10 protein-coding genes are annotated in these 13,511 nt (G+C 51.4%); 4 read left to right on the plus strand and 6 right to left on the minus strand.

What is annotated here, in order from left to right; translation table 11 throughout:
- Window positions 1-25: 25 nt before the first annotated feature.
- Complete coding sequence (locus tag OGX95_RS16715; RefSeq protein WP_286630251.1) at window positions 26-1,411, minus strand: NarK family nitrate/nitrite MFS transporter; 1,386 nt, start codon at window positions 1,409-1,411, stop codon at window positions 26-28.
- Between the two features lie 207 nt (window positions 1,412-1,618).
- Window positions 1,619-2,197, minus strand: coding sequence for a TetR family transcriptional regulator (locus OGX95_RS16720; RefSeq protein ID WP_286630252.1), 579 nt, complete (start codon window positions 2,195-2,197; stop codon window positions 1,619-1,621).
- Between the two features lie 117 nt (window positions 2,198-2,314).
- Between OGX95_RS16720 and OGX95_RS16725 the strand changes: the two genes are divergently transcribed.
- Window positions 2,315-3,802, plus strand: a complete 1,488-nt coding sequence (locus OGX95_RS16725) for an MFS transporter (protein ID WP_286630253.1) — start codon at window positions 2,315-2,317, stop codon at window positions 3,800-3,802.
- On the opposite strand, the gene OGX95_RS16730 is transcribed toward OGX95_RS16725, so the two are convergent.
- From OGX95_RS16730 to yddG, 3 genes are all read right to left on the minus strand, one after another.
- Complete coding sequence (locus OGX95_RS16730) at window positions 3,803-4,243, minus strand: GFA family protein (RefSeq protein WP_502872783.1); 441 nt, start codon at window positions 4,241-4,243, stop codon at window positions 3,803-3,805.
- Between the two features lie 83 nt (window positions 4,244-4,326).
- Entirely contained in the window at window positions 4,327-5,406 is a 1,080-nt protein-coding gene (gene ompD / locus OGX95_RS16735) for a porin OmpD (RefSeq protein WP_286630254.1), read from the minus strand.
- Window positions 5,407-5,862: 456 nt separating this feature from the next.
- Window positions 5,863-6,744: an aromatic amino acid efflux DMT transporter YddG gene (yddG, locus tag OGX95_RS16740; protein ID WP_286630255.1), complete on the minus strand. Its 882-nt coding sequence runs from the start codon at window positions 6,742-6,744 to the stop codon at window positions 5,863-5,865.
- Window positions 6,745-7,030: 286 nt separating this feature from the next.
- Between yddG and fdnG the strand changes: the two genes are divergently transcribed.
- The 3 genes from fdnG to fdnI are packed head-to-tail and all read left to right on the plus strand — an operon-like array spanning window position 7,031 to window position 11,624.
- Window positions 7,031-10,078 (plus strand): formate dehydrogenase-N subunit alpha, encoded by a 3,048-nt coding sequence (gene fdnG, locus OGX95_RS16745; RefSeq protein WP_286630256.1) that lies wholly within the window; start codon window positions 7,031-7,033, stop codon window positions 10,076-10,078.
- Window positions 10,079-10,090: 12 nt separating this feature from the next.
- The gene (gene fdnH, locus OGX95_RS16750; RefSeq protein WP_115258486.1) at window positions 10,091-10,975 is read left to right on the plus strand and encodes a formate dehydrogenase N subunit beta; all 885 of its coding nucleotides are present in this window, start codon (window positions 10,091-10,093) and stop codon (window positions 10,973-10,975) included.
- Entirely contained in the window at window positions 10,968-11,624 is a 657-nt protein-coding gene (gene fdnI, locus OGX95_RS16755) for a formate dehydrogenase-N subunit gamma (protein WP_286630257.1), read from the plus strand. Before fdnH ends, fdnI begins: the two co-directional genes overlap by 8 nt.
- Window positions 11,625-11,743: 119 nt before the next feature.
- On the opposite strand, the gene OGX95_RS16760 is transcribed toward fdnI, so the two are convergent.
- Window positions 11,744-13,459, minus strand: a complete 1,716-nt coding sequence (locus tag OGX95_RS16760; RefSeq protein ID WP_286630258.1) for an ABC-F family ATP-binding cassette domain-containing protein — start codon at window positions 13,457-13,459, stop codon at window positions 11,744-11,746.
- Between the last annotated feature and the right edge of the window lie 52 nt (window positions 13,460-13,511).

Consider the following 13,511-nt stretch of genomic DNA (forward strand, 5'->3'; position numbering starts at 1 on the left):
GCTCCATTATGTGTCAGGGGTGTTGTTATTTTTTTTGTGATTTACGGCCATAGACCAGCCAGGTCACCAGCACGCAGACGATGTAAAACACGAGGAAAATTTTCATTGCCCCCACCGGAGAGCCCGTCAACGCCAGCGATGAACCAAACGCTTTCGGGATAAAGAAGCCACCCACCGCGCCGATGGCAGAGATAAACCCGAGGGCCGCGGCGGTATCGGTCACCGCCTCTCGCTGGGCCTGTTCTTCTGTACCACCGTGCAGTTTCACGCGGTAGATGGTGATTTTGCGAAAGATCACGGCAATCATCTGGAAGGTTGAACCGCTGCCCAGACCTGCGGTCAGGAACAAGCCCATGAACACCAGATAGAAGGCAACAAAATTTCCTTCTCCTGAGCCGGGGAGGGTAAGAAACAGCAGCGCACTAAACAGCGCCATGAAGATGAAGTTGATTAACGTGACCCGTACTCCGCCGAACTTGTCGGAGATAACGCCGCCCGCCGAGCGTGCCAGTGCGCCAATAAATGGCCCAAAGAACGCCAGCTGCAGAATATTCACGTCAGGGAACTGGGTTTTTGCCAGCATGGCAAACCCGGCGGAAAAACCGATAAACGATCCGAACGTCGCGAGATACAGCAGACTTAACAGCCACAGGTGAAAACGCTTCAGCACCGGTAATTGCGAGGCGATAGAGGCTTTAGAACTGGCGATATCATTCATGCCGATTCCCGCCGCCAGGGTGGAGAGCAGCAGCAACGGCACCCAAATCCAGGCGGCGTTGGCCAGCGACAGTAACGAGCCATCAGGTTGTGGCACACCCTGTACGCCCAGGAAGGTAAAAATAGGCAGAAAAATCACCAGCGGGGCGATCAATTGCATCACGCTGACGCCAAGATTGCCGAGTCCGCCATTCACACCCAGCGCGCTGCCTTGCTTCGCTTTTGGGAAGAAGAAGCTGATATTGCCCATACTCGAGGCAAAATTGGCACCGGCAAAACCACACATCAGCGCAATGATGATAAATACACCGAAAGGAGTAGCGGTATTTTGCACAGCGAAGCCGAGCCATACACAGGGAATAACCAGGATTACCGTACTAAAAACGGTCCAACGGCGGCCGCCAAATATAGGTACCATAAAGGAGTAGGGGACGCGTAATATTGCGCCAGACAGAGAGGGTAATGCCGTTAATAAAAAGAGTTGATCGGTGGTGAAATTAAAACCAATTTTATTTAAATTTACCGCAACCGCACTAAATAACATCCAGACGCAGAACGCAAGCAGTAAGCAACTCACTGATATCCAGAGGTTTCTTCGTGCTATGTGCTTGCCTTTATTTTCCCAAAAAGCGGGGTTTTCTGGTTTCCAGTCAGTCAAAAGATAACGATTATTCTTCTCATTTGATGATGGCATATTTTCCTCGCATGCACACGTCGTTCAATAAATAAACGCCTATGGTTCCGCACAGGTCCTGATTAGAAATTATTGAAAGGTTTTAGGAATATTGACTGAAAGGATAGATAAAAAAGCGCAATAACGCGGCGCGGCAGGGGAATAACGCGTTGCTTAAGTGTTACTAATTGTAAACTAAAAAGTTGTGTTGTTAATTCATGTATAACATCAAATAAATAACTCCAGCGTTATCATGCGATCCAGGTGGCGATCGAAAGCCGGATCGGCCATCTCGGCAATGCCCAGCATATACATCCCATCCAGTCCGCAAACCAGCGCAATTAAACGCCAGGCTACGTCGGCCGCATCAGACCTGGAGGAGAACTCGCCGGCTTTCTGCCCGTGGGTAATGATCGCGGCAGTTTCTTCATGCCACATACGCATTGTGAGCAGGTAAGCGCTTTTGATTTCCGGGTCCTTATCGGCCAGGATCTGCGCTTCGCGCCAGAGCTTGATATACGGTTCGAATCCACCGTCATCACTTCCCAACATGGCATGAAGTCGTTCACGGTAAGTTGCATTTTCACTGACCAGTTCGGCATCAAGAAGGGTGCGGATAAGGCGGACAAATGCCTGGGATTTAAGCTCACCGGCAGAGGTAAAATGATGATGCAGTTGCCCGGTAGCTACCTGAGCCTCTGCGGCAATGCGTCTAACGGTCATGGCGGTAAATCCTTCTTCAAGCGCCACGCGCATGGCTGCCTGCAGGATAACTTCCCGACGATCATCCCGATTCATATAGCTCATACTTCCTCCCTATATTCATATTATTGGCAGTGTAACAAAAAGTTGGACATATGTTCAATTTTCCGTAGGATCGCTAAAGCTGGACATGTGTCCAGTTTCCGTTTTGTAGGGAGTTTTATGTTTCGTCAGTGGTTAACGTTAGTGATTATTGTGCTGGTCTACATCCCTGTTGCGATTGATGCAACGGTGCTGCACGTTGCCGCGCCCACGCTGAGTATGACGCTGGGTGCCAGTGGTAACGAGCTGCTGTGGATCATTGATATCTATTCTCTGGTGATGGCCGGTATGGTGTTACCCATGGGCGCGCTCGGCGATCGCATCGGCTTTAAACGTTTGCTGATGCTGGGTGGTGGGTTATTTGGTCTGGCATCGCTGGCTGCCGCGTTTGCTCACAGTGCCGCCTGGCTAATCGCGACCCGGGCCGTGCTGGCCATTGGTGCGGCGATGATCGTTCCCGCGACGCTGGCAGGTATTCGCGCCACCTTTTCCGAACAACGTCATCGCAATATGGCGCTTGGCGTCTGGGCTGCCGTCGGTTCCGGCGGTGCGGCATTTGGTCCATTAGTCGGTGGTATGTTGCTGGAGCATTTCTACTGGGGCTCAGTGTTCTTAATCAATGTTCCGATTGTGGTAGTGGTGATGGCATTGACCGCACGTTACGTGCCACGCCAGACCGGGCGTCACGATCAGTCGTTAAATTTTGGTCATGCGATTATGTTGATCGTGGCGATTTTACTGCTGGTTTACAGTGCTAAAACAGCACTAAAAGGGCATATGGCAACCGGAGCGATCGCATTGGCGCTGTTAACCGGAGCAGTGCTGTTGTGGACATTTGTTCGTATTCAACTTGCGGCCTCACGTCCGATGATTGATATGCGGTTGTTCACCCATCGCATTATCTTAAGCGGTGTGGTGATGGCGATGACTGCGATGATCACCCTGGTAGGGTTTGAGTTGCTGATGGCCCAGGAATTACAGTTTGTTCACGGTTTAACGCCGTATCAGGCGGGGCTGTTTATGCTACCCGTCATGTTGGCGAGTGGCTTCAGCGGCCCGATTGCCGGTATGTTGGTTTCACGGCTGGGATTGCGCTGCGTGGCAACGGCAGGTATGGCGTTGAGTGCAGTCAGTTTCTACGGTCTGGCAATGACGGATTTCAGCACTCAGCAGATCCAGGCCTGGATATTAATGGCGTTACTGGGGTTCAGTGCCGCCAGCGCGCTACTGGCCTCAACAGCGGCTATTATGGCGGCCGCCCCGGCTGAAAAAGCAGCCGCTGCGGGGGCTATCGAAACCATGGCCTATGAACTGGGTGCCGGCCTTGGGATCGCGATTTTTGGTCTCTTGCTAAGCCGTAGTTTTTCCGCGTCGATTTTACCGCCTGCCGGCCTCAATGCGCAGGAGATGGAACGTGCTTCATCGTCAATGGGTGAGGCGGTGCAATTAGCACATTCACTTTCGCCGTCTCTTAGCGACGCGTTGCTTGCAGCTGCCAGAGAAGCATTTACCTGGTCGCACAGCGTGGCATTGAGCAGCGCTGGCAGCATGCTTATCGTATTAGCGGTAGGGATGTGGTTCAGCCTGGCAAAGGTGAACCGTCAATAACTAGTGAGCTAAATGACAGGGGTAATCCATCGCTTCGACTTCTTTTCCACTCAGGCGAGCGTATTGCCCCGTCAACCTCCAGAAAGCAGGCTGTGTTTCGGTATAGATTTCAGCCGCCAGAATCAGACGGCGGCGATCGACCTCATTCAGTTCCAGCAATGTCCACGGAATAAAGTAGCGATCGCTATCGATCAGCGTAAACCACAAGGGGCATCCACAGCCGGAACAGAAGAAACGTTCTCCGCGCGTTGATGAGGGAAAGTGCGAAGGTTCTGCTGAATCAGGGGAAAGTAGTGGATGACCGCTGGCTTCCAGATACATGGCGATACCACCGGACCATTTCTGGCACAGCGTGCAGTGGCAGGCATAGACATCAAGCATTTCGACGTTTACGGTAAAATGACTCTGTCCGCAAAGACAACGACCAGTGAACGTCTGCACGGCATACTCCTTATGACCGAGTCTACATCAAGAGAAAAAGCCAGCCCTGGATGGACTGGCTTTGTATTCAACTTACAACAAAATTAGAACTGGTAGTTCAGACCAACTGCAACGATGTTGTCAGTGCTAACACGTGCGTCAGAAGTGAATTTGTTGTCGTCCAGCAGGTTGATTTTGTAATCAACGAAGGTAGACATGTTTTTGTTGAAGTAGTAGGTCGCACCCAGGTCGATGTATTCAACCAGATCCTGGTCGCCGTAAACACCCAGATCTTTACCTTTGGATTTCAGGTAAGCGATGGACGGACGCAGACCGAAGTCGAACTGGTACTGAGCAACAGCTTCAAAGTTCTGAGCTTTGTTCGCGATACCGTCAACTTTACCGAACGTGGTCATGTTGCGGGTTTCAGAGTAGGTGGTTGCCAGGTAGATGTTGTTCGCATCATATTTCAGGCCAGCAGCCCATACTTCTGCGTTTTTACCGGAAGCGTAGAATTCGTTGTTGCCATTACGCATCTGGTCATCAGTACGGTCAGATTTCGCATAGGTCGCACCGATGCCGAAACCTTCGTATTCATAAGTAGAAGACAGACCGAAACCGTCGCCGTTCGCTTCAACGTCGCTGCTGCGGTCGTTTTTGCCCTGATACTGAGCAGCAAAGTTCAGACCTTCAACCAGACCGAAGAAGTCAGTGTTACGGTAAGTTGCAACGCCGGTAGCACGCTGAGTCATGAAGACGTCAGTCTGGGTCCAGGTATCACCACCGAATTCTGGCAGGACGTCAGTCCATGCGCCGATGTCGTAGGCTACGCCGTAGTTACGACCGTAGTCGAAAGAACCGTATTCAGCGAATTTCAGGCCAGCGAATGCCAGACGGGTTTTGTCTGCTTCGGAACCTTGATCTTCAGAACGGTTGCCTTTGAATTCATATTCCCACTGGCCGAAACCAACCAGTTGGTCGTTGATCTGAGTTTCGCCTTTGAAGCCCAGACGCGCGTAAGTTTTGTCACCATCACTGCTGGTATCGTCAGAGAAGTAATGCTGAGCGTGAACTTTACCGTACAGATCCAGTTTGTTACCGTCTTTGTTATAAATCTCAGCTGCGTTTACCGCACCTGCTGCCAACAGGGTAGTCACTGCCACTGCAACTAATTTAAGTTTCATTCTAAATAATCCTTATAATTTTTTCTTGGTGTGTTTCCTAAACCATTGCTAAACGAGGCCGTTCATCAATGACGAACTATTTTTAAATGACGATGTGGTATTAGTTCAATAATAAGTTTCATAATATTGCGGAATATTTGGATTTGTGTGATCCAGATCTACATAATACAGACGATTATATTAATCTTAATATGTGACCTTTTGCTGGGGTATATTTTCGGCGGGGACTATTGTTCTGATTATGGTTTAGTAATCGTTAGTAACCTATGTAAAATATATACAACCAGAGGGTTATAAGTAAACATATAATATTTTCGGTTGTTGATTAATTACCAGTTGCTTAACATTTAATTAAACAAATAAAAACATAAAACACAAGCGGAATGTACAATTATTATCCGTTAACTGACCAGAGTGTAGCCGGGTTTATCTGTATGCAGAAACCCGGCATGATTTCTATGCCCGACGTGTTGCCAGCCAGCACAGCAGCGAGCCAGCACAGACCATCAGTGCGCCTTGCCAGAACGAGAACGACAGTGGGGCGCTGAGCAATACGGCAGCCAGTGCAGAAGAAAGCACTGGAGTGAAATAAGACCCTACCGCCATGACAGTGACATTACCGTGCAAAATTCCGATATTCCATGCTGCATAGGCAAATCCTAGCGTTAATGCAGCCGTGAACATCTTAATGGTCACCGGTGTGCTGAAAACCATTTCTGGTTGTGGTGTCATAAAATAGTAGACCCACAAACTTGTCGCTGTCAGTAAAACAAAAACGGTAATACCGTTAAACCCTTTCGCAAATTTATTAGTGACGGTGCAATACGTTGCCCAGATAAAAGCGCCCAAAAATGCGAGACAATAACTCAGCGGACTACTGGCAATGTTGCTGATAATTTCACCTGGATTTAGACCGTTATCACCACCTAAAACCCAGCAGACTCCGGTCAATGCGAGAATTAATCCTGGAATTATCATCCAGTTTGTTTTTTGACCGTTAAATAATATAGCAAACAAAATCGTCAGACTTGGCCAGAGATAATTGACCATTCCTACTTCTATTGCCTGGTGTCGGGTAGCGGCATAACCTAATGCCAAAGCCAGGCAAATTTCATAGCTGACAAAAAGCACACTACCGGCGATTAAATAACGAACAGGTATTTTTCTAATATTTGGGAATCCGACGGTAAATATCAACAGCAGGCCGCTTAGCGAGAAGATCATCGCTGCGCCGCCCGCGGGCCCAAGACCTTCGCTTACCCCACGAATCAACCCCACCATTGTGCTCCACAGCACGATGGCGATGAGCCCGATTAACGTTGCTTTTTGTTTTGTCATGCTGTTTGTCTGTCCGTCGTCCTGGCAAAAATGAAGCTGAAATATATAGCACTTTTACGTCAGCACGGGCTAACTAATTAGCTTTTAGCTAACTCCTTGTGGGTACAAAGGTTACACAAACTGCACTATTTAGTAGCGGAACCGTTTCGTTATTGATTTGACGCAAAAAAAATATGGATATAGCTGTTAGTTTCGTCGCGAAGTTGTACATGTCATCTTTCAGACTGCCGCGCTGGCGCAAGGTGAAAGATTTCTTGTACGAACCCCTGTAAAAAAGAGGAAAGCAATGGACGTCAGCCGCAGACAATTCTTTAAAATCTGCGCGGGCGGTATGGCGGGAACAACAGTGGCCGCACTGGGTTTTGCACCCAAAATGGCACTGGCTCAAGCGCGAAACTACAAACTGTTACGCGCAAAAGAGATCCGAAACACCTGCACATACTGTTCCGTAGGTTGCGGGCTATTAATGTATAGCCTTGGTGATGGAGCAAAAAACGCCAAAGAGTCGATTTATCATATCGAAGGGGATCCGGATCATCCGGTGAGCCGTGGGGCACTTTGTCCTAAGGGCGCAGGATTACTGGATTACGTGCACAGCGAAAGCCGTTTACGCTACCCGGAATATCGCGCTCCCGGTTCCGATAAATGGCAACGCATCAGTTGGGATGACGCTTTCTCCCGCATCGCAAAACTGATGAAAGCCGACCGTGACGCCAACTTTATTGAGAAAAATGAGCAGGGTGTTACGGTAAACCGCTGGCTTTCAACCGGGATGCTGTGTGCATCTGCGGCGAGTAATGAAACCGGCATGCTGACGCAAAAATTCGTGCGCTCACTCGGCATGCTGGCGGTAGACAACCAGGCACGCGTCTGACACGGACCAACGGTAGCAAGTCTTGCTCCAACATTTGGTCGCGGTGCGATGACCAACCACTGGGTTGATATCAAAAATGCTAACGTCGTGATGGTGATGGGCGGTAACGCCGCTGAAGCACATCCGGTGGGATTCCGCTGGGCGATGGAAGCTAAAAACAACAATGATGCCACGCTGATTGTTGTCGATCCCCGTTTTACACGTACAGCCTCCGTCGCGGATATCTACGCGCCGATTCGCTCCGGTACGGACATTACGTTCCTGTCCGGCGTATTGCTGTATCTGATTGAAAACAACAAAATTAACGCTGAATACGTTAAGCACTACACCAACGCCAGCCTACTGGTGCGGGATGATTTTGCTTTTGAAGATGGTCTGTTCAGTGGCTACGACGCGAAAAAGCGTCAGTACGATAAGTCGTCCTGGAACTACCAGTTCGATGAAAATGGCTACGCAAAACGCGATGAAACCTTAAGCCATCCACGTTGCGTGTGGAACCTGCTCAAACAGCACGTTTCCCGTTATACGCCGGATGTGGTGGAAAACATCTGCGGTACGCCAAAAGCCGACTTCCTGAAAGTGTGTGAAGTTCTGGCCTCAACCAGTGCGGCCGATCGAACCACGACTTTCCTGTACGCGCTGGGCTGGACACAGCATACCGTTGGGGCGCAGAACATCCGCACCATGGCGATGATCCAGTTGCTGCTCGGTAACATGGGGATGGCAGGTGGGGGTATAAACGCCTTACGCGGTCACTCCAACATTCAGGGGTTAACCGACTTAGGTCTGCTGTCTACCAGCCTGCCTGGCTATCTGACGCTACCGTCTGAGAAACAGACCGATCTGCAAACCTATCTGGCTGCCAATACGCCAAAAGCGGCGCTGGCCGATCAGGTGAACTACTGGGGCAACTACCCTAAGTTCTTCGTCAGTTTGATGAAGTCTTTCTACGGCAATGCGGCGCAGAAAGAAAACGACTGGGGCTTTGAATGGCTGCCGAAGTGGGATCAGTCCTACGACGTCATCAAATATTTCAACATGATGGATAGCGGGAAAGTCACCGGCTACATCTGTCAGGGCTTTAACCCGGTTGCGTCCTTCCCGGACAAAAACAAAGTGGTGCAATGCCTCAGCAAACTGAAGTATCTGGTGGTTATTGATCCGCTGGTCACAGAAACGTCCACATTCTGGCAAAACCACGGCGAATCCAACGATGTTGATCCGGCGTCGATTCAGACTGAAGTTTTCCGTCTGCCATCCACCTGCTTTGCAGAAGAAGACGGCTCGATTGCTAACTCTGGCCGTTGGCTGCAGTGGCACTGGAAAGGTCAGGATGCACCAGGTGAAGCACGTAATGACGGCGAAATTCTGGCGGGTATTTACCATCGTCTGCGCGAAATGTATCGCACTGAAGGTGGTAAAGGCGTAGAGCCGGTGCTGAAAATGAGCTGGAACTACAAGCAACCGGATGAACCGCATTCCGAGGAAGTGGCCAAAGAGAACAACGGCTATGCGCTGGAAGATCTCTATGATGCCAATGGCGTGCTGGTGGCGAAAAAAGGTCAGTTACTCAACAGCTTTGCCCTCCTGCGTGATGACGGTACAACGTCATCTTCCTGCTGGATTTATACAGGTAGCTGGACCGAGCAGGGCAACCAGATGGCCAATCGCGATAACGCCGACCCATCAGGTCTTGGTAATACGCTGGGTTGGGCATGGGCATGGCCACTGAACCGTCGTGTACTGTACAACCGCGCGTCGGCAGATCCGCAGGGTAAACCGTGGGATCCGAAACGAATGTTGATCCAGTGGAACGGTACTAAGTGGACCGGTAACGATATCCCTGACTTCAACAACGCCGCACCGGGCAGTGGCACCAATCCGTTTATCATGCAGCCGGAAGGGCTGGGGCGTCTGTTTGCTATCGATAAGCTGGCGGAAGGGCCGTTCCCGGAACACTACGAGCCGATGGAAACGCCGCTGGGTACTAACCCGCTGCATCCGAACGTGATCTCCAACCCGGCAGCACGTCTGTACGAGGCGGATGCATTGCGTATGGGGACGAAGCAGGACTTCCCATACGTCGGGACCACCTATCGTCTGACCGAACATTTCCACACCTGGACCAAACACGCATTGTTGAATGCGATTGCCCAGCCAGAGCAGTTTGTGGAAATCAGCGAAACGCTGGCGTCAGCAAAAGGTATCGGTAACGGCGATTACGTGAAAGTCAGCAGCAAACGTGGATTTATTCGTGCGGTTGCGGTGGTCACCCGCCGTCTGCAAACCCTGAACGTCAACGGCCAGAAGGTCGAAACCGTAGGGATCCCGATCCACTGGGGCTTTGAAGGAGTCGCGCGTAAAGGCTTTATCGCCAACACCCTGACGCCGAATGTCGGTGATGCAAACTCGCAAACGCCGGAATACAAAGCGTTTTTAGTTAACATCGAGAAGGCGTAAGGGGGCGAATATATGTCTATGGAAACGCAGGACATCATCAAAAGGTCCGCAACAAACTCCATCACGCCGCCACCTCAGGCCCGTGATTACAAAGCCGAAGTCGCGAAACTGATCGACGTTTCCACCTGCATAGGCTGCAAGGCCTGTCAGGTGGCCTGCTCAGAGTGGAACGATATCCGTGATGAAGTGGGGCATTGCGTCGGGGTGTATGACAACCCCGCCGATCTCAGCGCCAAGTCCTGGACGGTGATGCGGTTTACCGAAACCGAACAGAACGGCAAGCTGGAATGGCTGATCCGTAAAGACGGCTGTATGCACTGTGAAGATCCGGGCTGCCTGAAGGCATGCCCGTCTGCCGGAGCAATCATCCAGTACGCCAACGGGATTGTTGATTTTCAGTCAGAGCATTGCATTGGTTGCGGGTACTGTATTGCCGGGTGTCCATTTAATATTCCGCGCCTCAATAAAGAGGATAACCGCGTGTATAAATGTACGCTGTGTGTGGATCGCGTCAGCGTCGGGCAGGAACCTGCCTGCGTGAAAACCTGTCCGACCGGGGCGATACACTTTGGTACTAAGCAAGAGATGCTGGAAATGGCCGAGCAGCGCGTGGAGAAGCTGAAATCACGCGGCTACGAACATGCTGGTGTCTACAACCCGCAGGGTGTGGGCGGTACGCACGTCATGTACGTCCTGCATCACGCCAACCAGCCGGAGTTGTACCACGGTTTGCCGAAAGATCCGCAGATAGATACGTCTATCAATCTGTGGAAAGGGGCGCTGAAACCGCTGGCCGCCGCCGGATTTATCGCCACCTTCGCCGGGCTGATTTACCACTACATTGGTATTGGCCCGAACAAGGAAGTGGACGACGACGAGGAGGATCATCATGAGTAAGTCGAAAATGATTGTGCGCACGAAATTTATCGACCGCGCCTGTCACTGGACGGTGGTGATCTGCTTCTTTCTGGTGTCGCTGTCGGGGATTTCGTTTTTCTTCCCGACGTTGCAATGGCTGACGCAAACCTTCGGTACGCCGCAGATGGGGCGTATTTTGCACCCGTTCTTCGGTCTGCTGATCTTCGTTGCGCTGATGTTCATGTTTGTGCGCTTTGTGCACCACAACATCCCGGATAAGAAAGATATTCCGTGGCTGAAAAACATTGTGGAAGTGCTGAAGGGCAATGAACACAAGGTGGCGGATGTCGGTAAATACAACGCCGGACAGAAAATGATGTTCTGGTCGATCATGGGCATGATTTTTGTGCTGCTGGTGACCGGGGTGATTATCTGGCGTCCGTACTTTGCGCAGTTCTTCCCGATGCAGGTAGTGCGCTACAGCCTGCTGATCCACGCTGCAGCGGGCATTATTTTGATGCACGCTATCCTCATCCATATGTACATGGCATTTTGGGTGAAAGGATCGATTAAAGGCATGGTCGAAGGGAAGGTCAGCCGCCGCTGGGCGAAGAAGCACCATCCGCGCTGGTATCGCGAAGTTGAACGCGAAGAGGCGAAGAAAGAGAACGAGGAAGGGTTACAATAATCCATTAACGTTCTGCTGATAAAAATGGCGCTACATCGGTAGCGCCATTTTTTTGCCCAAACGTCGTTCTGCGTCTAAAAAGAGTTGCCGAAAGACGCGAGCTTATCCGGCAATGCGGTTTACTCCAGTTGTGAATTCAGACGCTCAATCTCCTTACGCCATTGCGCCTGCAGTTGCGGTTTCTGATGCTTCGGTTTGCGTGCGAGGTCGTCGGCCAGCCGCTGCTCCAGCTCAAGAAGTTTCTCCAGGATCTCGTCACTATTGCGATGGAGATCAGAAGCAACCTGTATCACGGTTTTGGTCGCCGTTAACTCACTGGCGGTGTCCTGAATACGCGCATTGATCGCCTCCAGGTCATGCCATTCGCTAAGCTCACCCTCGTCGATAAACCAGAAGCGGTTACAGCTTTGGCTGATAAGCTGACGGTCGTGACTGACCAGCAGCACGCCGCCGCTGAAACTTTGTAGCGTCTGCGCCAGGGCTTCTTTACCCTCCATATCCAGATGGTTGGTTGGTTCATCGAGCATCAGCAGGCTATAACGCGCAAGCGTCAGCCCAACAAACAGTAGCCTCGAGCGCTCTCCACCACTTAAGGTGCTGACCCGTTGCGGATGGCGGACCCACGGGAAACCTGCGCTTATCAGCGCCATCTTGCGAACATCCGGCTGCGGAGCAAACGGTTCGAGCGCATCAAACAACGTGTCGTCATCTGCGAGCTGGTGTAGCGTCTGATCGTAATACCCCAGTGTGACGCGAGGGTGCAACACCAGTGATGTCGAGGCCATTTGCGACTGATATTGCTGCCAGATAAGCTTTAGCAGCGATGATTTCCCGCAGCCGTTACGCCCGACAATCGCCACGCGATCGCCGCTTTTAATACGAATGCCCGCAATGGAAAACAACGTTGCTGCATCGGGTGCCGGAGAGACTGGCAGATTGGTCATTTCCAGCAGTCGATCGGCACGCAGGGCATCCCCCTGCAATGTTAGTGTCCACTGACTTCCTGCGGTCACTTCCGTCTGAACGTCTTTCAGCCGTAGCACCTGTTTTTCCATCTGCCTGGCTTTGCGGGACAAATCCTCGTTGTCGTAGACCCGTCCCCAGGTAGCCAGACGTTTGGCGCTGGCGGTGATGCGATCGATTTCCTTTTGCTCCGCTTTATAGCGCAGGGCGTCGCTGGCATCTCTGTCTACCAGCGCCTGGCGCGCCGCGCTACAGGGAAGATCAAAAGCGTGCAACGTGCGATCGCGCAGGATCCACGTTCCGTGCGTCACCGCATCCAGCAGCTGCGGGTCGTGAGAAACCACCACGAAGCTGCCAGACCAGTTCTGTAAGAACTGCTCCAGCCACAGCAATGTGGGCAAATCCAGATGGTTTCCCGGCTCATCCAGCAGCAACAGGTCTGGATTGCGCATCAATGCACGGGCTAACAGTAGGCGCGTGTGCTGCCCGCCGCTCAGCGTCTGTGCAGTGAGGTGAAAATTCTCCGACGTAAAACCCATTTCGGCGAGCAACGCTTCAACCCGCCACTGCTGGCTGGCGCGTTCATACTCGGGAAGTTGGGCCAGTACCGCCTCCTGCAATGTAAGTGGCAGTATATTGTCCGGCAAGTGTTGCTCCACGCGGGCGAGGTGGCAGTGATTCGCCTGCGCAATGGTTCCACTGGTGGGGGGGATTGTGCCATCAAGCAGTTTTAACAGCGTGCTTTTTCCGCAGCCGTTGTAGCCGATAAGTCCGATGCGGTCGCCTTTTTTCAGCGTAAAGGTGAGATCGTCAAACAGCGTGCCGAATGCCGTATCAACGTGTAAGGATTGTGCGGTTAGTAATGTGCTCATTGTTGCTTACTCAAGAGTTACAGGCGCAAAAACGCCTCGTCAAACATCGCTG

The sequence above is a fragment of the Citrobacter sp. Cu233 genome, from assembly GCF_030332225.1.
In the GTDB taxonomy this organism is placed as follows: domain Bacteria; phylum Pseudomonadota; class Gammaproteobacteria; order Enterobacterales; family Enterobacteriaceae; genus Citrobacter.